Annotated in this window: 21 protein-coding genes; 15 read left to right on the top strand and 6 right to left on the bottom strand. The window is 41.6% G+C overall.

The window, feature by feature from the left end; genetic code table 11:
• Window positions 1-23: 23 nt before the first annotated feature.
• Window positions 24-548 carry a group 1 truncated hemoglobin gene (locus PSU72_RS10405; protein WP_300432346.1) on the bottom strand — a complete coding sequence of 175 codons (525 nt, stop codon included), beginning with the start codon at window positions 546-548 and terminating at the stop codon, window positions 24-26.
• 60 nt (window positions 549-608) lie between these two features.
• Window positions 609-1,574, bottom strand: coding sequence for a DUF3034 family protein (locus tag PSU72_RS10400; protein WP_300432344.1), 966 nt, complete (start codon window positions 1,572-1,574; stop codon window positions 609-611).
• Between the two features lie 290 nt (window positions 1,575-1,864).
• Between PSU72_RS10400 and PSU72_RS10395 the strand changes: the two genes are divergently transcribed.
• The 14 genes from PSU72_RS10395 to PSU72_RS10330 all read left to right on the top strand — a co-directional run bounded on the left by PSU72_RS10395 (window position 1,865) and on the right by PSU72_RS10330 (window position 15,462).
• Window positions 1,865-2,923, top strand: coding sequence for a cyclopropane-fatty-acyl-phospholipid synthase family protein (locus PSU72_RS10395; protein WP_300432533.1), 1,059 nt, complete (start codon window positions 1,865-1,867; stop codon window positions 2,921-2,923).
• A 13-nt stretch (window positions 2,924-2,936) separates the two neighbouring features.
• Window positions 2,937-3,479, top strand: a complete 543-nt coding sequence (locus PSU72_RS10390) for a DUF2878 domain-containing protein (RefSeq protein ID WP_300432342.1) — start codon at window positions 2,937-2,939, stop codon at window positions 3,477-3,479.
• A complete protein-coding gene (locus PSU72_RS10385) occupies window positions 3,476-4,255 on the top strand; it encodes a DUF1295 domain-containing protein (RefSeq protein WP_300432340.1) in 780 nt (259 codons plus the stop codon). Before PSU72_RS10390 ends, PSU72_RS10385 begins: the two co-directional genes overlap by 4 nt.
• Window positions 4,256-4,257: 2 nt before the next feature.
• The gene (locus tag PSU72_RS10380) at window positions 4,258-4,893 is read left to right on the top strand and encodes a DUF6134 family protein (RefSeq protein WP_300432338.1); all 636 of its coding nucleotides are present in this window, start codon (window positions 4,258-4,260) and stop codon (window positions 4,891-4,893) included.
• A 68-nt stretch (window positions 4,894-4,961) separates the two neighbouring features.
• Window positions 4,962-5,486, top strand: coding sequence for a lipocalin family protein (locus PSU72_RS10375; RefSeq protein ID WP_300432336.1), 525 nt, complete (start codon window positions 4,962-4,964; stop codon window positions 5,484-5,486).
• A gap of 21 nt (window positions 5,487-5,507) precedes the next feature.
• Complete coding sequence (locus PSU72_RS10370; RefSeq protein WP_300432334.1) at window positions 5,508-6,452, top strand: acyl-CoA desaturase; 945 nt, start codon at window positions 5,508-5,510, stop codon at window positions 6,450-6,452.
• An 18-nt stretch (window positions 6,453-6,470) separates the two neighbouring features.
• Window positions 6,471-7,724: an NAD(P)/FAD-dependent oxidoreductase gene (locus PSU72_RS10365; protein ID WP_300432332.1), complete on the top strand. Its 1,254-nt coding sequence runs from the start codon at window positions 6,471-6,473 to the stop codon at window positions 7,722-7,724.
• Window positions 7,725-8,513, top strand: a complete 789-nt coding sequence (locus tag PSU72_RS10360) for a DUF1365 domain-containing protein (protein ID WP_300432330.1) — start codon at window positions 7,725-7,727, stop codon at window positions 8,511-8,513.
• The gene (locus tag PSU72_RS10355) at window positions 8,513-9,784 is read left to right on the top strand and encodes a cyclopropane-fatty-acyl-phospholipid synthase family protein (RefSeq protein WP_300432329.1); all 1,272 of its coding nucleotides are present in this window, start codon (window positions 8,513-8,515) and stop codon (window positions 9,782-9,784) included. Before PSU72_RS10360 ends, PSU72_RS10355 begins: the two co-directional genes overlap by 1 nt.
• A 49-nt stretch (window positions 9,785-9,833) precedes the next feature.
• Window positions 9,834-10,298, top strand: a complete 465-nt coding sequence (locus PSU72_RS10350) for a YhcH/YjgK/YiaL family protein (protein ID WP_300432328.1) — start codon at window positions 9,834-9,836, stop codon at window positions 10,296-10,298.
• 13 nt (window positions 10,299-10,311) lie between these two features.
• The gene (mnmD, locus tag PSU72_RS10345; RefSeq protein WP_300432327.1) at window positions 10,312-11,019 is read left to right on the top strand and encodes a tRNA (5-methylaminomethyl-2-thiouridine)(34)-methyltransferase MnmD; all 708 of its coding nucleotides are present in this window, start codon (window positions 10,312-10,314) and stop codon (window positions 11,017-11,019) included.
• A gap of 78 nt (window positions 11,020-11,097) precedes the next feature.
• The gene (mnmC, locus tag PSU72_RS10340) at window positions 11,098-12,324 is read left to right on the top strand and encodes an FAD-dependent 5-carboxymethylaminomethyl-2-thiouridine(34) oxidoreductase MnmC (protein WP_300432325.1); all 1,227 of its coding nucleotides are present in this window, start codon (window positions 11,098-11,100) and stop codon (window positions 12,322-12,324) included.
• 9 nt (window positions 12,325-12,333) lie between these two features.
• Window positions 12,334-14,295: a tetratricopeptide repeat protein gene (locus tag PSU72_RS10335; protein WP_300432324.1), complete on the top strand. Its 1,962-nt coding sequence runs from the start codon at window positions 12,334-12,336 to the stop codon at window positions 14,293-14,295.
• 72 nt (window positions 14,296-14,367) lie between these two features.
• A complete protein-coding gene (locus tag PSU72_RS10330; RefSeq protein ID WP_300432323.1) occupies window positions 14,368-15,462 on the top strand; it encodes a PilT/PilU family type 4a pilus ATPase in 1,095 nt (364 codons plus the stop codon).
• Window positions 15,463-15,474: 12 nt separating this feature from the next.
• Here the strand turns inward: PSU72_RS10330 and PSU72_RS10325 are convergent, their stop codons facing one another.
• Window positions 15,475-16,380 carry a DMT family transporter gene (locus PSU72_RS10325; protein WP_300432322.1) on the bottom strand — a complete coding sequence of 302 codons (906 nt, stop codon included), beginning with the start codon at window positions 16,378-16,380 and terminating at the stop codon, window positions 15,475-15,477.
• A 112-nt stretch (window positions 16,381-16,492) separates the two neighbouring features.
• On the opposite strand from PSU72_RS10325, the gene dapC reads away from it, so the two are divergent.
• Window positions 16,493-17,671: a succinyldiaminopimelate transaminase gene (gene dapC / locus PSU72_RS10320; protein WP_300432320.1), complete on the top strand. Its 1,179-nt coding sequence runs from the start codon at window positions 16,493-16,495 to the stop codon at window positions 17,669-17,671.
• Window positions 17,672-17,797: 126 nt separating this feature from the next.
• Here the strand turns inward: dapC and miaA are convergent, their stop codons facing one another.
• From miaA to mutL, 3 genes are read right to left on the bottom strand one after another with little or no spacing between them, the layout of a single operon-like run.
• Window positions 17,798-18,766, bottom strand: coding sequence for a tRNA (adenosine(37)-N6)-dimethylallyltransferase MiaA (gene miaA / locus PSU72_RS10315; RefSeq protein WP_300432319.1), 969 nt, complete (start codon window positions 18,764-18,766; stop codon window positions 17,798-17,800).
• Window positions 18,729-19,340 carry a cold shock domain-containing protein gene (locus PSU72_RS10310; RefSeq protein WP_300432318.1) on the bottom strand — a complete coding sequence of 204 codons (612 nt, stop codon included), beginning with the start codon at window positions 19,338-19,340 and terminating at the stop codon, window positions 18,729-18,731. The genes miaA and PSU72_RS10310 overlap by 38 nt, the downstream gene beginning before the upstream one ends.
• A gap of 2 nt (window positions 19,341-19,342) precedes the next feature.
• A complete protein-coding gene (gene mutL, locus PSU72_RS10305; protein WP_300432317.1) occupies window positions 19,343-21,226 on the bottom strand; it encodes a DNA mismatch repair endonuclease MutL in 1,884 nt (627 codons plus the stop codon).
• Between the last annotated feature and the right edge of the window lie 287 nt (window positions 21,227-21,513).

The following is a 21,513-nucleotide window of genomic DNA, read 5'->3' as shown; positions in this document are numbered from 1 at the left end:
TAAACCATCAAGCTAACTTACCATTATTGACCAGATAAGTTTGTCGGTGCTACTGCTGCGCCATTAGTCGTTTCAATATCACGATACATAGGCGCTAATTTAGCTAACAATTTATTTTGTGCAGAAAATGGCACCTGATGTTTATCCATTGCAAATTGAAACTGCTCCACAAGCGCGTTAAATGCTTCACGGTTTACTTTCATGTTGGCATGCGCAGCTTTCATATCACGGCCAGGGTATTTACAGCCACCATTCATCAACTCACACATTTGCTCAACTAACATCGCTTTAATAAAAGTTTGTTTGTTGTTATCAAAAAATGGCTTGGTTCTGGGATCTGCCACCAAACCTATCATGAAGTCATCCATAATTTTCACCAAACCTTCTTTGCCTCCAAACGCTTGAAACGTTTCTGTACCGACCATAGGCGTATTTCCAAGGTTAGCACTTGGTGATGACATTGCAGTATCAGCTTGAGCTGGCATTGCTAGTATTAATGCCGATCCAACAAACAAGGCTGAAACTAAGCTTTTAATTTTAAAATTCATACATAATCCTTTAAAGATTTTCTATTGACCATTTTTGATGGCGCATTTATTAACAAGCATTTAGAAACCAAGCTGCGCCGACAAGTACACAGCATCTTGTTTACCGTAATCTGCACCGACGGCTTTAACCGTCGCAATATTGCCTAAATTGACATAGGCTGCGGTAAGTGAAATGTTTTTAGTTGGGGCATAAGCAACAAAAACATCAAATGCATCATCTTCTTTAAGATCCACGGCACCACCTACAGTATTTTCTAAATTGTGTGGTTTTGTACGATACTCAGCACCTATGGCAACATTTTTTGCCAATAAGTACGCTGCTGATAGCTCAAGTTCAGGGCTATAACTATCATGCTTATCACCACCAAAACCTAAAAGACCAAACTGGTTAGCTTTAGTCATGCGCACAGTACCGTTTAACAATATGTTCTTATCCAGCAATAGCTTGGTTGCTGCGATGTAAAAGTCTGTTCCATGATCTTTTTTAGCGCCTATCACACCACCCGTCACAAAATCACCATCATGATTCTTTTTGTATTGCAAGCCAACCGCCACTTGCGGCATCCAAGTATCTGCTTCTAAAACCGCTTCACCTAAAATGCGTACTTTTGCACCAATAATGGTTTGCTCAATCTCATCGCGACCAATGGCATCAGCACCAAGTCCCGCCTTTACCTTGCCTCTTAAATCACTTACGTCGAATGATTGCTGTGCAACGGACAACTCAAACCGATCATAAATACCCAAAGTGACGCCGTAGGTGTCTAATCTAAAATCGTTAGTTTTTGCATAGGTGTAATGCACATTACCGCCAATTTCATTGTTTGTACCATAACCTCCTATCAATGCCCATGGCGTTAACCCGCCACCAGCAGCACCTTCAACCTGAGAAACACCGCCAGTTAAAAGGAGTTTATTGCTGTAAGTTTCCGCTTGAGTAGTTGATGAACTAATGCTCATCCCTAGCGTAATTGTTGAAACTACTGTTGCTAGTAGTCGCTTTTTGAAGCGAGTTTGGTTGTTCATATATTCTCCAAAAAATAAATAAATCGTGACGAATAACCCATTTTTTAGGAATTGAATTGATCACTTAGGAGATATACGCTGCATCACTATATTTAGATGCAGAAAATAGATGGTGGATGGCTAATACTTTAATTTGCTTAATTTAATGTAAATGATTCATGATTCAATGCATCCATAAACTCAAATGCCGCGTATTAAAGAATGAATTTGTTGTAAATGAAGGAACCTAGCGAAGTCAGTTACGTCTACTTAAGGCTAGGTAATATTCAATTTAAAAAATAAGGGAAATGATGCAATTAACAAGTTTAGCCATTAAGTTAGCGGAGAAAGGCTTAGTTCCTGATAGTGCAATCAGGGCTGGAATTAGACAACTATCAGAAACCCGACTTAAAGAAATCCGTGCAGACAACTGCGAAGCTGGAGCTCAAATTGAATCTGAATTTGTAGCTGCGATGAACTCAGCACCTATTGCTTTAGTGCCAGAACTCGCAAATGCGCAACATTACGAGCTACCAACCAAATTCTTTGAGCTATGCTTAGGGCAACACCGTAAGTACAGTAGCTGCTTCTGGCTACCTGATACATCTTCATTAGACGAAGCTGAAGCCAATGCCTTACGAATGAGCTGCGAGCATGCAGATTTGCAAGATGGTCAACAAATTCTAGAACTAGGCTGCGGCTGGGGGTCACTAACATTATGGATGGCAGCGCACTACCCTAAGAGTCAAATTACGGCGGTTTCTAATTCAAATTCGCAACGCGAACACATTACCGCCACCGCCGCACAGCGTGGACTTAAAAATATTACGGTCATCACTTGTGACATGAATAATTTTTCACCTATTAACTTTCCAATCAATCAAGCATTTGATCGAGTGGTATCGGTTGAGATGTTTGAACACATGCGTAATCACCAGCTATTGTATGGAAAAGTGCATGATTGGTTAGTGCCAGGCGGCAAGTTTTTTATGCATATATTTGTACATCGCTCAACGCCCTATGCATTTGAAGTGCAAGGTGATGACGATTGGATGAGCCAGTTTTTCTTCTCTGGCGGCATGATGCCAAGCGATGACTTGCCTTTGCATTTTCAAGAAAAATTAAAGCTAAATAAGCGCTGGCGCTGGGATGGCACGCATTACGAAAAAACGGCTAATGCTTGGCTAGAGAATATGGATAAGCATGAAAGTATCATCACACCAATTTTAATGGAAACCTACGGAACAGACGAAGCCGTCAAGTGGCGTAATCGCTGGCGTATATTTTATATGGCTTGTGCAGAGCTATTTGGTTATAAAAACGGCCAAGAATGGTGGGTTTCTCACTACCAGTTTGAGCGCCCTGTATAAATCTTAATCAAACATGCTTATTCTTAATTTCATCTTGTTTCAACTTGCTTGGTTTGCTTGCGTAATAGGTGCAGGCAAAGGCATGCCTTGGTTAGGTGTATTAGTAACCGCACTTGTTTTAAGCTGGCATTTATATGAAGCCAAAAATGTAAAAGCTGAACTATTACTGATGTTGTGCGCTCTTTTGATTGGCGCTGCTTATGACCAATCCATGCTTTCTTTAGGCTACATCAGTTATTTGAACAATGGCTGGAGTAACGCGATTGTACCAGTCTGGATTCTAGCCCTTTGGCTGGCATTCACCAGTACGCTCAATGTAAGTTTGCGCTGGATGCGCAGCAAATATTTAATCGCGGTTATTTTTGGTGCAATTGGTGGCCCATTAGCATACTTAGGCGCAGAGAAATTAGGCGCAGTTGTTTTACATGGCACAACGAGTTATATCGCTTTATCGATAGGCTGGGCAGTGATTACACCGCTATTACTTCTACTCTCTAGCCGTTTCGACGGGTTCGTCTATACGACTACAAAACCATCAAGAGGCTCAAGCAATTGATACATTGGCAACTATATTTAAACGGCCTCATAAGCATTGGTTTACTAGCACTCGTTGGCTGGTTAATCAGTTTGGCTAGAAAGAATGTGACCCATGTAGACAGCATGTGGAGCTTATTTTTAATGTTATCAGCATATACCTATGCCCTGCTATTAAACGAACTCACGCCTCGCATGTTTTTAGTGCTATTTTTAGTCAGCTTATGGGCAATCAGGCTTTGCGTTTACTTAACTTGGCGTAACTGGGGTCCGCATGAAGATCATCGTTATGTAGCAATCCGCCAAAATAACGAACCTCACTTTTGGATTAAAAGTGTTTATATCATCTTTGGTTTGCAAGCTGTACTTGCTTGGATTATCTCTATGCCATTATTTGGCGCTATCGAATCAAAAGTATTGTTAACTAGGCTTGATGTTTTAGGCGGAATCGTATTTACCCTTGGCTTTGTATGGGAAACCATTGGTGACTGGCAGTTAAGTATATTCAAGGCCAATCCAAGCAATAAGGGCAAGGTGCTCAATACTGGGTTATGGCGTTACAGTCGGCACCCAAATTACTTTGGCGAATGTTGTGTCTGGTGGGGCTTTTATCTAATCGCCTCGGCTGGTGGCGCATGGTGGACTATTGTCGGGCCAATTCTAATGACCCTATTGCTACTTAAAGTGAGTGGTGTTGCCTTACTGGAAAAAGATATTGCAGAGCGCCGCCCAACTTATTTAAACTACATTCAAAACACCAATGCTTTCATCCCATGGTTTCCTAAAAGGTATTCATAGTTATGCATAAACCACTATTGATCAGTGCATTATTAATAACTAGCTTATTTTCTGTAGGCATAAGTGCCAAAGAATGGTCTTTTGACGTGTACTTAGACAAAAATAAAATCGGTCAGCACGAATTTAAACTTACTGAGTCTAACGAGTTAACGAGCACTGCAAAATTTAACGTCAAAGTATTGTTTATCAACGCGTATCAATACGACCATAAAGCCGTTGAACAATGGCAAGGTGACTGTTTAAGCAGTTTGGAGTCGCATACCTTAGAAAATAAAGTGGAAACAAATATTAAAGCTAAGTTATCTGGGCAAGAATTTACCGTAGACGATGGCAAACTTAAACAAAAGTTACCCGCTTGCACCATGACTTTTGCTTACTGGAACCAAAAAATCATTCAACAAGCGAAGCTATTGAATCCACAAAATGGTGAATGGCTAGACACAAAATTCACTAATCTTGGTATTGAAACGATAGACGTAAAAAACAAAAAAGTTGAAGCTAGCCATTACAAATTAGATGGTAGCTTGAATGGTAAAAGCAAATTAAAAATTGAGCTTTGGTATTCAGCTAACAATGAGTGGCTTGCGCTTAAATCGATTACACCAGAAGGCTATACCATTAATTATAAATTACGTTAATTAATACAGTTAAATAACTGAAAGTTATATTAAATATGATTTCAACTAATATTAAAAGAGTGTTAATAATGTCAATACTTGCAAGTATTTTATCTGCCTGCGCGACGAATAAATTGCCGCCTATTGCGACTGTGCCACAAGTGGATTTACCAAAATTCATGGGCGATTGGTATGTCATTGCCGCCATTCCCACCATGATAGAAACACAGTCTTACAATGCCATTGAAAACTATAAACTCAATGCAGATGGCAGTATTGCCACTACATTTACCTTTAACAAAGGTAGCCTAACGGGTGAATTCAAAACCTATCAGCCACATGGTTTCGTCATAGAAAATACGGGTAATGCTTTGTGGGGCATGCAATTTATATGGCCAATTAAAGCGGAATATCGTATTGCCTATTTAAATGAAGATTACTCGCAAACTGTTATTGCCAGAAATGCACGTGATTACGTTTGGATAATGGCAAGAACACCAAACATCAGTGATGCGGAATATGCCAAGCTAATTAGCTTCGTATCAAACCTAGGCTACGATTTAAGTAAGTTACGGAAAGTGCCTCACAACACAAGCAAAGTTACTCATCCGTAATATTGGAGCGCTCAAAATACTATGCTTAAGAAGATTATTAAATGGTTTGATAATGAAGCCGTGATTATCCCCGAGGATGGTCTGAGCTATCGCGCAAACTGGCGCCAAATTGATTTGTGGCGCGTGATTCCATTTGTGTTATTACATTTAGCTTGCTTCGCAGTTTTTTGGGTCGAATTTAGCTGGTTTGCACTCATTTTTGCCATCGCACTATATGCCATTAGAATGTTTGCAATTACTGGTTTTTATCATCGTTACTTTTCACACAAAGCTTTTCGCACCACACGTGTTTTCCAGTTTATTCTAGCTGTGTTCGGCGCCACTGCAGTGCAGCGCGGCCCTTTGTGGTGGGCTTCGCATCATAGGCATCACCATATTAAATCGGATGAAATAGATGATGCACACTCGCCTGTGCAACATGGATTTTTATGGAGTCACTTGGGCTGGTTTCTTTCAAACAAACACTTCGCCACACAAACTGAGCGCGTCAAAGAGCTGGCTAAATTTGCAGAATTGCGTTTACTCGATCGTTTCGATATCGTTGTACCGATTCTTTTTGGCCTAGGCATTTACCTACTCGGCGTGTGGCTTGAGGGATATTACCCAAACCTCAACACTAATGGTATGCAATTGCTAGTTTGGGGGTTTGCTATATCCACCGTAGTGTTATATCACGCCACATTCACGGTGAACTCGCTCGCACACGTTTGGGGCAAGCGTCGCTACGCAACTAGCGATCAAAGCCGCAATAACCTATGGATTGCATTGTTAACATTAGGCGAAGGCTGGCATAACAATCATCATCATTATCCAGGTTCGGCTCGACAAGGTTTTTATTGGTGGGAAATAGACTTAACGTTTTATGGCTTAAAGCTACTTGCAGCCTGCGGGTTGATATGGGACGTCAGAACTGTTCCCACAGCTATCCGTGAATCAAAAAAAATAAATAAAACAATTAGTCATTAAAGTTCAGGGAATAGTCTTTTGAAAATCGCCATTATAGGTAGCGGTATTGCAGGCAACACTATTGCATACCACTTAAATAAACAACACGATGTGACTGTATTTGAAGCAGAAAACCATATTGGCGGCCATACGCATACGCATCACATCAAGCATGAAGGCAATGAATACAATGTTGATACTGGTTTCATTGTATTTAACGACCGCACCTACCCTAACTTCATTGCCCTACTTGATGAGTTAAAGGTAGCTTGGCAGCCCAGTGAAATGAGCTTTAGTGTTCAGTGTGAAAAAACTGGCTTGGAGTATAACGGTACCAATTTAAACAGCCTATTTGCACAGCGACGCAATCTATTTAAGCCGTCTTTTCACAAAATGATTCGCGATATTTTGCAATTTAATAAAACCTCACTTGAGTTACTCGCCGACGGCAACGAAATTAAATTAGGCGACTATTTGCAACAAGGCAATTACAGCCAGCAATTTATTGACCATTACATCATTCCTATGGGTTCGGCCATTTGGTCTACTGAAGCGCGCCAAATGCTAGATTTTCCGGCGCGGTTTTTTGTGCGCTTCTTCCATCATCACGGCATGTTAACGGTGAATAACCGACCACAATGGCGCACGGTTACTAATGGCTCAGCAAGCTATGTGAGCGCACTGACTGAAAGCTTTAAAGACAAAATCAGACTCAATACTCCTGTAGAAAGCGTGCGCAGATTAGCTGCATCTGTACGTGTTAAACCGTTAAATGGCGAAGAGGAGAAGTTTGATTACGTATTTTTTGCCTGTCATAGCGACCAAGCTTTGAAACTGCTTACTGATAAAAAAGCGAATGAAACTGAAATACTGAGTGCGATACCATATCAAGAAAATACGATATTTTTACACTATGACATTTCACTGATGCCGAAACGAAAATTAGCATGGGCAGCTTGGAATTACCATGTCACCAATCCGCATGCTGAGCAAGTGGCTGTGACTTACAACATGAATATTCTGCAAAATCTACAATCAAAAGAGCCTTTGCTTGTAACGTTAAATCACACCAAGCTGATTAACCCTGCCAAAGTCATTAAGCGCCTGAAATACATGCACCCGGTTTACACTTTGGCTGGTGCATCTGCACAAGCTAGGCATGCTGAAATTAGTGGCAAAAATAGAACAGGCTTTGCAGGCGCCTATTGGCGCAACGGCTTTCATGAAGATGGCGTTGTAAGTGCTTTAGAAGCCATTAAACATTTTGAACAAGCCAATATTGGTAAAGCTTAAATGCCCAATAGCGCTATTTATGAAGGCTTTGTAAAACACCTAAGATTCCAGCCTCAGCCGCACGGCTTTCGCTACAAGGTCTTTATGATGTATTTAGATTTAGATGAATTGCCAGATTTATTCAACAATTCTAAAAACTGGTCTTATGCAACTAAGAATTGGGCATGGTTTAAGCGCTCTGACTACTACGGTGATGCTCAAAAATCACTTAAACAAGAGATTAGTACGCTAGTCCAAGAAGCAACAGGTTCAGAGCCGCGTGGTGCAATCCGTTTGCTGACCAATATGCGCTATTTCGGACATTGCTTTAATCCAGTAAGTTTTTACTATTGTTATGAAGCTGATGGCGTCACCTTGCAAGCCATCGTCAGCCATATCACCAACACGCCTTGGGGCGAAGATTACGCTTATGTGCATGATTTTAATCATGACTCTAAAACTGGAAAAACCATTAAAAAAACTAGAAATGGTGAAATTTCAATATTCAAATTTAACAAACAGTTTCATGTATCTCCCTTTATGCCCATGGATATTCAATACGACTGGGCATTTAAACAAGAAGCCAATCAACTACTCATTCACATGAAAAACTTTAATAATGGCCAGCAAGTTTTTAATGCCACATTAGCCTTAGAACGCAAAGAAATCACACAGAGTAGCCTCAATTGGATTTTGATTCATTACCCATTCATGACCATCAAAGTCGTTACCGCCATTTACTGGAACGCATTAATGCTTTGGATTAAGCGCGTGCCTTTTTACTCAAACCCTATACAAGTCACTAAATAATGATGATTAATCCCACACTTCAGCAAGAAACCTTAACCGCCAGGTTAAAACAAAAAAGCCGTTCAAAATGGGTGGCTGATTTTGCAAAGTCGCAAATACTAAAGCGCTTGCAGCTTTTACAAAAAGGTCGCCTGACACTTGTTGACGGGCACGAACAGCACAAGTTTGGCAATAGTGACGGTGTAAACGCCACCATTTATGTAAACGACTCACGTTTTTACGGCGAAATAGCCTTTGGTGGCAGCATAGGTGCTGGCGAAGCGTATATGCTAGGTTATTGGTCTGCAGATAATCTTACTGATGTGATTCGCTTGATGTGTGTTAATCAATCTGTGATGGATATGCTTGAAGGCGGCTACCAATGGCTGACCAAGCCATTCTTGCAAGTATTACATTGGCTGAACAGTAATACCACTGAAGGTAGTCGCAAGAATATTGCTGCACATTATGATTTAGGTAATGACATGTTTGCTCTGTTTTTAGATCCAACCATGATGTATTCCAGCGCAATTTTTAACGCAAATACACCTAATCTACAAGCGGCCTCTGAACTTAAACTTAAAACTATTTGCGATAAATTAGACTTAAAATCTACAGACCATGTAGTCGAAATCGGCACTGGCTGGGGCGGCTTTGCTATTTATGCAGCAACAAATTACGGTTGCCGTGTCACCACTACCACGATCTCTAAGCAGCAATATGAATTAGCAAAAACCAGAGTTAAGGCTGCTGGCTTAGAAGATAAAATCACCCTATTACTTGAAGACTATCGCCATCTAACTGGCACTTTTGATAAATTAGTTTCTATTGAGATGATTGAAGCGGTTGGGCATCAGTTTTATGACACCTATTTTGCTAAAGTTGGCTCACTGCTTAAAACGGACGGGCTTGCATTGATACAAGCCATCACCATTGCAGATCAACGCTATGAAAATGCAAAGAAATCAGTCGATTTTATCCAACGCTATATATTTCCGGGTTCATGCATTCCGTCAAACACCGCAATGCTCAATAGCGTGACTAAAACGAGCGATTTGCGATTATTTGATTTAGAAGATATAGGTCCGCACTACGCAACTACTTTGAAGCTTTGGCGAGAAAACTTTTTTTCTAATATTAAAGAAGTTCGCAAACTCGGATACACGGAAGAGTTTATTAAAATGTGGGATTTTTATTTAAGCTATTGCGAAGGCGGCTTTATGGAACGCGCTTTAGGTGACGTACATTTGTTGTTAGCCAAGCCAGAAAATCGAAGAGAGGCATTAATTTAAACTTATAATAATGTTAAAGTGAAGACTTAAATAGATATGAGTAAATGCAATGATTATCGACACGATTGACAATATACAACGCTATGCAGCGATCCACCCGTCATTTCCTCATGTGTTTGAATACATCAAAACCGCAAACTTACTAACGCTAGCTAACGGCAAACATGCCATCTTAAACGATGATATATTTGTGCTCATTCAACGTGGAGTTGGACAAACCAAAGCTGATGCTAAGCTTGAATGTCACCGCAAATACATCGACATTCAACTGGTACTTGATGGCACAGACGAAATGGGCTGGAGGCCGCTTGCAGATTGCCAACAAGCAATTGATAGCTTCAATACTGCTAATGATGTGCAATTCTTCGAAGATGCTCCGCTGAATTGGCTTAGCACACCATCTAATAAATTCTGCATATTCTTCCCCGAAGATGCCCATTCAGGCATGGTTTCAGAGCACCATCTACACAAAGCGGTTTTTAAAGTCGCAGTAAACCCAATTAATCAGCCTTAAGCACTTACTTATCATGCAACCCCAAAGCAATATTGCCAACATCGAATGGCGTGATGGGCAGCCGTTCGCCAGCAATTTCCAAGATGTTTACTTCTCCAGCGATAATGGCTTATTGGAAACAGACTATGTGTTTTTGCAAGGCAATCATTTAGCTGAGCGTTGGCTTGATTCAGAGTTGCAAACTTTCAACATCGCTGAAACTGGCTTTGGTAGTGGCTTAAACTTCTTATGTGCCGTCAATACATGGCTAAGCACAAGCCCTGAGAATGCAAAACTGCATTATATGAGCGCAGAAAAATATCCGCTTAGCTTGCATGATATCAGCACCGCTTTAAATCTTTGGCCGCAACTCAAAACGGTTAGCGAGCCACTTTTAGCACAGTATAAAAACCTAATTAGCGGCTCTAATACTATTTCCCTTTATGATAATCGCGTACAGCTAAGCCTTTTAATTGGCGATGCCACAGCATGCTTTAGCAAAGTCACCAGTCAGGTTGATGCTTGGTTTTTAGATGGCTTTGCTCCAGCTAAAAATCCTGATATGTGGCAAATTGAACTGTTTCAGCAAATGGCTAGGTTATCAAACGCAACAACAACATTTGCAACCTTTACCAGTGCTGGCGACGTGCGCCGCGGTTTAACGAATATAGGTTTTAATGTTCGCAAACGTATAGGCTTCGGCAAAAAACGTGAAATGCTGGTTGGCAATTTTGTTGGATAATAGAACACGAGCACAAGCCAACTATATTTCTGTAGGTGAGGTTTTAACCTTACCAAAAATTAACTTACAAAATTCTATATGAGTAACACTCCTAAAACTGCAATAATCATCGGTGGCGGTATTGCAGGCTGCAGCACAGCCTATGCCCTAGCCACTCGCGGTATAAAAGTCACCCTGTTTGAACGGCATGCGGAAGTAGCCAGTGAAGCCTCTGGCAATCCGCAAGCTATGCTTTATCCTCGTATTAGCGGCGAAGATGCAGCAAGTCAATTTGCACTTGATAGCTATTTGTATAGCTTAGAATTTTTCAAAACACTTAAGCTAAACCCTGCCGATTTTAATGTTTGTGGCATGTTACAACTTGGGTTTAACCCAAGAGAGTTAGCTCGTATTCAAAAAGTCGCTGCACAAAGTCATGCTGAGGATGTTTTGAAATATGTTGATTCAGATGAGGCAAGCAGCCTTGCAGGCATAGACCTTACGCACGATGCGCTGTATTTTCCAAAAGCTGCTTGGGTTAATCCACAACAACTATGTCATCACTTAACTGCACATGAAAATATCTCAGTTAAAACATTAAATAATGTCAGCAATATATTGAAAAATAATGATTTATTAGAAATTTATTCAGAAGATATACTTATAGAGAAAGCTGACGTTGCCATCATCGCAAATGCCAATGACGCACAAAATTTAGGGTTAAACCTTTATCTAAAAACGCAAGCAGTACGCGGTCAAGTAAGCATTCTTGAAACCACTGATATCAGTCAAAAAATCAAATCGATTATTTGCAGCGATGGCTACCTAAGCCCAGAAGATAACGGTGAACATAGCTTAGGTGCAACTTTCTCTGTAGACAATATGGACGATAGGTTAGATGAAGAAGACCACCTCGCCAATTTATTTAAGCTAAAAAGTTTTTCATTGCCGCTGCATGAAAACCTAAAAAACAACATCAAAGGTGGCCGCGTTTCATTCAGATGCACATCCTTCGACTACTTTCCATTAGTGGGTGAGTTGCTAGATAACAGCTTACTGAAAGCCAAACCGCCCCGCCCCAACGCTCAGCCAAATAGTTTGCCGTGGGTTAAAGGTCTATACATCAACGTTGCTCACGGTAGCAGAGGCTTCACCAGCGCACCTTTTTGTGCAGAGTTACTAGCTCAAGTAATTTGCCAAGAGCCATTGACGATGAATGTTGAATTAGCATGCTTACTTAATCCAAACCGTTTTGCTTTGCGTAAAATAGGTTTGAAACGATTAGCTAAAATGTTTCCAAGCTCAACGCCCGCTAAAATCAGCTAGAATCACGCCATGCAATCAACATCATTAGAGCAAGCACTAAAAGATTACCAACAAGCCTTACTGCGCAATCCCAAAGATACCGTTGCGCAAATCAATTGCGGCAATTTGTGTGTTGAGCTAAAACGCTATGAAGAAGCGGCTGGTTACTTTAGGCGGCTGATGCGTATATTCAAAACCAACTTAGATATACGCAATGCCTTGTGCTATGCCTTGCAGGAGCTTGGCAATGAATCTCATGCGCAGGGTCGCTATGTAACGGCAGAAGCTTGTTTCGAGGAGGCCTTGGCAAATCAGCCAACTAATGCTGCTTATTTATATAACCTAGGCAATGCCCAGCGTGAGCTTGGTAAGCCTAAAGAAGCGGCCTTGCAATATCAAAAAGCTATCAAGCTTAGTCCAAATGATGCGGATATTTACAACAACTTAGGCAATGTGCAACGCGAATTGGGACAGCTAGATTTAGCGATTGCAAGCTACCAAAAGGCGCTAGAGTTAAACCCAAACCTTTATCATGCAAAAGTACATATGGTGCATCAAAAGCAGCATATATGCGATTGGCAAGGTTTAGACGCTGACATTTTAACCATTCGTGATTGGGTGAAAAACGTGCTGCAAGCGCAAATTTCACCATTTGCTTTTTTAGCCATGCCAACGACAACCGCGGAAGAGCAGAAACTTTGTGCGAATAATTGGGTGAACAATCGTTACGCCACGTTGATTGAACAAGCTGAAGTACTTAACTTTCAAAAGCCATCCATACAAATTTGTCATTCCGTGCTTGACACGGAATCTAGTGGCTTAGAGTCTCTGGATACCGATTTTCATCGGTATGACGGCGTTAGAAAAATTAGAATTGGTTATTTGTCTGCTGATTTCAGGCTACACCCATTGGCATTTTTGATCAGCGAGTTAATTGAATTGCATGACAGAAACCGATTTGAAGTTGTTGCTTTTTCATACGGCGTAAATGATAAAACTAATGCTAGAGCAAGGCTAGAAAAGGCTTTCGATGAGTTTCACGACATTCGAAACTATTCTGAAATTGATGCCGCAAAAAAAATAAACGAGTTCCAAGTCGACATTTTGGTGGATTTAACAGGTTTTACCCAAACCAGCCGCAGTGGCATTGCCGCTTTGCGCCCTGCGCCCATCAATGTGAACTGGCTTGGCTTCCCCGGTACGATGGGAACGATAAGTAACGACAGGCCTTTATTTGATTACATATTAAGCGATAGCTTCATCACCCCTCCTGACGCAGCAAGCCTCTATGCGGAGCAGCTTGCCGTTTTACCGCATTGCTACCAACCCAACGACCGCAAGCGCCCAATTGGCAAACAACCTAGTCGTGAAAGCTGCAACTTGCCGGAAGGTGCTTTTGTATTTTGCTGTTTTAACCAGTCATTTAAAATCACACCTGAGTTTTTTAATGTGTGGATGCGCTTATTAAACGCCGTGCCAAACAGCGTACTTTGGTTGTTGGACAGCAATACTTGGGCTAAGCAAAACTTAATCAACCAAGCTGCAAAAAATAATATAGCCGCTGAACGCTTGATATTCGCGCCGCGTATGAGTATTGCAGATCATTTAGCACGCCACATTCATGCAGATTTGTTTTTAGATACCTCGCCCTACAACGCCCACACCACTTGCAGCGATGCTTTATGGATGGGTTTGCCTGTATTAACCTGCGTTGGCGATACCTTTGCAGCGCGCGTGGCGGGTAGCTTGTTAACCGCAGCAGATATGCCTGAGTTAATCACCTATTCACTGCAAGATTATGAAAATAAAGCACTTTATCTGGCTAGCAACTCAACTGAACTTGAAAAGATTAAACAGAAGCTGCTCGCTACCAAACAAACATCTGCTTTATTTGATACCAATCAATTCGCACAGTCACTAGAGAAAGTTTATGAATCAATGTGGCAACAATACTTAACCACATCAGAAACAAGCAATAAAGCTACAAAATAGTGTAAAAATTTATGCTAAAGTCACGCACATAACATTTTTACTCATGATTAAAAAAATAAATAGGGTTAAATTATGGCAGCAATCGATATCAGTCCAATCTTAAAATTCATGCTGGATAAAGGAGGCTCCGACCTCTTTTTTAGTACGGGCGCCATCATTCATATTGAAGTTGAAGGTGACACATTGCCTATCAACAACCAAATCATGACCCCAGGAATGATTAAAGAAATCGCTTATTCGATGATGACTGCAGATCAAATCACAGAGTTTGAATCGACTTTAGAATGTAATTTTGCCATTAGTAAGAAAGACGTTGGGCGCTTCCGCGTCAACGTATTCAAGCAACGCGGTGAAGTCGGCATGGTGATACGTCATATTAAAACGGATATTCCATCAGTAGATTCATTAGGGCTTCCTGCGGTATTAAAAGATTTAATCTTACGCAAGCGCGGCTTAATTTTAGTAGTTGGAGCAACGGGTTCTGGTAAAACCACTACTCTAGCCTCTATGATTGATCATCGTAATGCAACAACTAACGGTCATATTTTGACACTTGAAGACCCCATTGAGTTTATTCACCCCCATAAAAAATCGGTTGTTGATCAACGCGAAGTTGGCATTGATACACTTTCTTTTGAAAACGGCCTTAAAAATGCCATGCGCCAAGCGCCAGATGTGATTTTAATTGGTGAAGTACGTGATATGGACGGCATGAAAAATGCCATGGCTTATGCTGAAACTGGCCATTTGTGCCTTGCTACATTGCATGCCAACAACGCCAACCAAGCGCTTGAGCGCATCATTTCATTCTTCCCAGAAGACGCTAGAGCGGGCCTTTTGCTTGGCTTATCAATGAATTTGGTGTCTATTGTTTCGCAGCGCCTTATTCCTGGCAAACTCAGCAAACGTGTTGCCGCGACTGAGGTCATGATTAACACACCGTACATTTCAGAGCTTATTCAAAAGCAAAAAATGGGCGATATGAAAGACACAATGGCTGATAGCAATGACATCGGCATGAACACTTTTGATCAATCTTTATTCAGATTATTCAGCAACGGTAAGATTGATGAGGAAAATGCACTATCAAATGCAGATTCTCGTAACGATTTATCACTAAAAATTCGCTTTGCTGCTGAAGGTAATCGTAACTCTAGCTTTGGTTAATCGGCACAGCTTCTAATCATGATGATTCAACGCCGCAAATATTGAGGCGGCTGCAATTAAGCTGCCGCCTATCCATTCGTTTATTTCCATAGTTTCATGTGCTAGAAAATAAGAAGTAATTGCAGCAACGACCAACTCAAACAAAAACAATACGGAAGCGCGCGTGGCTGGCATTTGAGTAATGCCGTATTGCGTTAGCAAAGTTGCGGCAATTAATGACAGGGCAATCGCTAATATCACTAAGCCATCATTTAAGCTAAAAAAGCTTGGTGATGGAATCGTTTCGTTCACAAACGGCATCGCTAGAATCGCAATTAAGAACACCCCCGCCCATACCGCAAAGGACTTACTACGGATGGTTAAGTGCGTAGACTTTCTAGTAATCACATTGCTTATAGCAAACGCAATACCCGAGGTTAATGCAAACCACTCTGCAGTGTTTCTAGGTAATGGCCAGGCGCTGGATTTGCCTGTTAAGTCAGACAACATAATAAATGCCCCCGTTAGCGATAAAGCCATAATCATTAAGCCGCGTTTATCAATACGCTCTTTAAGCCAAAAGTGGGCAAGTATCAAGGTCCATAATGGCGATAGATAAAATAACAGCATCACACGCATTACCTCGCCATCTATCACAGCAAGTACATAAGCGAGATTAGTCCAGCCTGCAGTTAGACTCAGCCAAAGAATGCTCACCGGCAACTTAAAAATGCCGCGCCAATGCTTTATACATACAATACCCGCTAAAATCAGCACTGTTGAATAGCAGTAAAAACTCGATGCCACTGCCGCGACGCCAGCATTCGCCAAAATTCGATATGGATACCAAACCACTCCCCAACATACCGCAGCTAATAACAGACTGCTGCTATTAAGTAGTGCGCTCTTGGCTAATGGCTTTGGGTTATTGACATGCATTTTATTCTCAACTTTATTAATTTTTACTTATGTGAACAACATCAATTTTACGACTTAAATTTTTGCGACTTAAAATTACCAGTACTTGGGCGGCTAGTTTACAATATTGCCTATGAATCCAAACTTAAATTTACTCCAGCCCTACCCTTTTCAACGCTTGCGCGATTTATTTAAAGGCATTACACCTAATCCAAGCTATTCTGCCATTAATCTATCGATAGGCGAGCCTAAACACGCCACGCCACAGCTCATTAAAGACGCACTGGTAAACAATTTAGCAGGTTTAGCTAGTTACCCTACAACAGTGGGCTCTTTAGCGCTACGTGAAGCGATTTCTAATTGGATTACACGCCGTTATGGCGTACCTGCACTTAATCCTGAAACTGCGATTTTGCCAGTGACAGGCAGCCGTGAAGCGCTATTTGCTTTTGCACAGGTGATTATTGATAACACCAAACCAAATCCAGTTGTCATTTCACCTAATCCGTTTTATCAGATATACGAAGGCGCAGCATTTCTTGCTGGTGCTCAACCTTATTTTCTTAACACCTTGCCGGAAAATCAACATGCTATGGACTTTGATAGCGTGCCAGAGGATGTGCTAAAACGCACACAACTGGTATTTGTATGCAGTCCGGGCAATCCTTCTGGCAAAGTAATGTCATTGGCGCAATGGAAAAACATATTTGAACTGTCTGATAAATATGGCTTTGTGATTGCGGCAGATGAATGTTATTCAGAGATTTATTTTGATGAAGCGAACCCGCCTCTAGGCGCGCTACAAGCCGCTCACAAGCTAGGTAGAGATTACAGAAACTTAGTAATTTTCAGCTCACTTTCTAAACGCTCAAACGTACCTGGAATGCGCTCAGGCTTTGTTGCTGGCGATGAAAAAATCATTGAGAAGTTCACGCTATTCCGTACTTATCATGGCTGTGCGATGAATCCAGCAGTGCAAGCCGCATCTATCGCCGCGTGGAGTGATGAAGCGCATGTCATTGAGAACCGTACACTTTATGCAGCTAAATTCAATGTGGTGACACCGCTGCTAAATAACGTATTAGACGTTGAATTGCCAGATGCCGCATTTTATCTATGGGCGAAAAGTAAACAAAGCGACACGGAGCTAGCAGTAAAACTGTATCGTGATTTGAATATTACGGTATTGCCAGGCAGCTATTTGGCACGTGAAGCGCACGGATTAAACCCAGGTGAAAATTTTATTCGCATGGCCTTGGTTGCATCGCATGATGAATGTATTGAAGCGGCAAAACGTATGCAAAGCATTTAACAGCTGTCATTCTGAGCGCAGCGAAGAATCCATGCACTATTGGTTAATTTCAAAAAGCTGGATTCTTCGCTATACTCAGAATGACGAATAAAGATAAATTTAAATATCTAATGTAATTTATTAAATTTAACCCTTAATAAATTGATTTATTTCATTAAATACCAATTCATTCAATTGCGGATTCAAGCAATCCAACTCAACATTATCATCCATGCCGCGCAGCCAAGTAAGCTGACGTTTCGCTAATTGACGTGTGGCAAATATGCCCCTATCTCGCAATTCAGCTAAATCATATTCACCAGCAAGATGCTCCAAAGCTTGCCTATAACCAACACAACGCATAGAGGTCGACTCTGGTGTTAATGATGGATACTTTGCTATCAGCGTCTTCACTTCATCCACAAAACCATCTTTGAGCATCTGGTCGAATCTAATCGCAATACGTTCGTGCAGAACCTTGCGCTCGCTAGGCACTAAGGCGATTTTAAGCAATTGATAAGGCAAAACCTCACTCGTTTGTTTCGCATAAAGCACAGACATCGCTTCGCCTGTCAGCTCAAACACCTCCAAAGCGCGCTGAATACGCTGAGTGTCGTTAGGCTCTAATCTCGCAGCAGTCACAGGGTCAACCAAAGCTAACTTCTCATGCATGGCAGGCCAACCTATAAAAGCCGCACGCTTATCAAGCCGCGCACGAACTTCTTGGTTCGCTTCTGGCAAGCCACTCAAACCCTCTTGCAAGGCCTTAAAGTACAACATCGTACCGCCGACCAATAATGGAATCTTGCCGCGCGAGGTTATATCCGCCATTAAACGCAAAGCATCATTTCTAAAATTCGCTGCAGAATAAGCACTGGTAGGCTCAATAATGTCGATTAAATGATGTGGCGCCTTTGCCAGCGTTGCAACATCAGGTTTGGCTGTACCGATGTTCATATCTTTGAACACCAAAGCAGAATCCACACTGATGATTTCAACAGGCAGCTTTGAGATAAGGTCAACAGCAGCCCCCGTCTTGCCGCTGGCAGTTGGACCCATTAGAAAAACTGCTAAAGGCTTAATGTCCACACCATTGATCCTCGCATGGAATTCCATCACCGTCTCCATCTGTTATAGTTCCGGGACAGTGCGACAAATAAAACATTGCTTCATCACATGAAGTCATTTCATTGCATCGTGACTTCCCAGTACATTGGAAGTGGTTGCTATTAATAGAAATGTTGTGGCTAGAATTTTCTGTGTTAAGTAAAAATGGTTTAGGCTTAACTTCTTTAGCAGCTTCAATGGAATTAGTATATTCAGTAGTTTTTTGCAGACCCGAATCAACTCTAGAAACCCTTTTATAAAACTGATATAACGGTAAGCTACAAAATACCATTAGCAAAACGATGATAATTACACTGTAATTTTTCTCTCTTTTTACAATCTTAGCCTTAACTCTAGGCTGCGCATGAACTACTCGATTAAGATATAAAACGTTATATGCCTGCAAACCTTTTGATGCATCTTTAGCTACTTCAAATGTAACAACCTCTCCAATAACTGGGCGTGTTAGGCCTTTAGGAAAGGCGCTAATATGAACAAATACTTGCTCCGCAGAACCGTCTGCAGATATAAATCCATAACCTTTAGAATCTACCCATTTGAAAATTTTGCCTTGTTGACGCACTGTTATTTACCCCGCATAAACATCTTATCCAAGTCACTCATACTCACTTGAAACCAAGTCGGACGACCGTGATTGCACATACCGCTTCTTTCTGTAGCTTCCATGTCTCGCAATAAAGCATTCATTTCAGGAATCGTCAGGCTACGATTGGCGCGTACGGCTGCATGACATGCCATTGTGCCTAATAACTCGTTGCGGCGCTCTGTAAGTGCTCTTGAGGCGCCGTATTCGCGTAGGTCGCGTAATACATCTCGCGCTAAAGTCACGGCATCAGCTTCTTGCAGCATGGTTGGTACAGCGCGTACAGCTAAAGTGGTGGGAGATATTATGGCGATATCGAATCCTAACTGTTGCAGACTACCATCGTTACTTGCCAAGGCCTCTTGTACTGTAGCCACTTCTAACCTGTCAGCATTAAAGCTCACGGGCAATAACAAAGGTTGCATAGCAACGGTTTTATTATGTCCATCTTTACCGTCGAGCGCATTTTTAAGCTGCTCGTACATAATGCGCTCGTGTGCGGCATGCATATCGACTACGACTAAACCTTGCGCATTCTGCGCCAAGACGTAAACACCATGAATTTGTGCCACAGCAAAGCCTAGTGGAAAATCATTCTGCGCATAATTTTCATTGGCGTCATTAATAAAAGCATTACCACTATCAAGCCCGTCCCTATGGCTCTGCAAGGGTGCATTACTTAATGAACTATTTGAATAGTTTTGCGCATTATTACTACTAAATAGTGTTTGATAGAAGCTACTAGGTTCGTTAGCACTTAGATTGATTTGCGCCTGATATTGCGGATAAGGGCTTGCTGAGTAACTCGGTGAGTTGGCATTTTGACCCCCAAACGGATTGTAAGCCGCTTGATTGGCCGTGCTAGCATTTGAAACGCCCGTGGGTGAAGCTAGCGCTTTGTGTAGCGAGTGGAAAATAAAGCGATGGATAGCTTGTCCATCCCTAAATCTAACTTCGGTTTTAGCTGGATGTACGTTCACATCGACCAAATTAGGGTCTAACTCTAAAAACAACACAAATGCAGGATGCCTATCATGATGCAAAACATCTTGATACGCTTGGCGTATGGCGTGTGAAATGAGTTTATCACGGACAAAACGACCATTCACGTACACATATTGCGTATCGCTTTTGTTGCGATTAAAAGTTGGCTTGGCGACTACGCCCCATATGCGCAAACCTGCTGCCGATTCATCTACGGCGATTGTTTCAGCAGCGAAATCTGCACCTAAAACTTCACCAAAGCGCTTAGTTGGCTCGCTGACTGCATAGCGGCTAAGTGCCCTGCCATTGTGTTGCAACATAAAAGCCACGTCTGGGCGAGAAAGCACCACGCGATTGAATGCAGCTTCGCAATGACCAAACTCTGTACCTTCAGTTTTTAAAAATTTACGGCGCGCAGGCGTGTTGAAATATAAATCATCAACTTCAATAATCGTACCCGCATCTAAAGCGGTTGGTTCGATTGGTGAAATCTCGCTACCATTCGAAGCAATACGCCAAGCATGTTTTGTATCAAGTGCGCGACTACTGATTTGCGTACGTGAAACAGAGGCAATACTCGCTAAGGCTTCACCACGAAAACCTAAACTTGCGACAGCTTCCAAGTCATCTAAGCTAGCAATTTTACTAGTTGCATGTCGCGTCAGCGCCATGGCTAAGTCTTCCTGCGCAATGCCATTACCATTGTCTGCCACCCGTAGCTGCTTAACGCCACCTTGCACTAAAGACACGGATATTTCAGTACTGCCAGCATCCAAGCTGTTTTCTAGCAGCTCTTTGAGTGCGGATGCAGGGCGCTCTACTACTTCGCCTGCGGCGATTTGGCTGATGAGTTGATCTGGGAGTAAGTGAATGAGCGCCATAAAATATAGTTATTTTTTGATAACTATATTTTACCTTGCTTTAGGAACTTTGCTTTAATAACGTTGATTTAACTATTCTAGGAAGAGACCTTTGTACGAAAAAATAAATAGTTCAATTTTAAACAAAAAAGCTAAAAACCGTCATTCTGATCGCAACGAAGAATCCAGCCATATCAATAGTTTGCATGGATTATTCGCTACGCTCAGAATGACGAACTGAACGTTTTTAGTGTAAAAGTTACTTCGTGAAAATGTATCAGAAAGTAAAAATAGAAAAATTAAGAGCC

It is taken from the genome of Methylotenera sp., from assembly GCF_029945535.1.
Lineage (GTDB): Bacteria > Pseudomonadota > Gammaproteobacteria > Burkholderiales > Methylophilaceae > Methylotenera.
The sequence above is the reverse complement of the archived record's forward strand: the minus strand, read 5'-3'. Positions and strand labels throughout refer to the sequence as shown.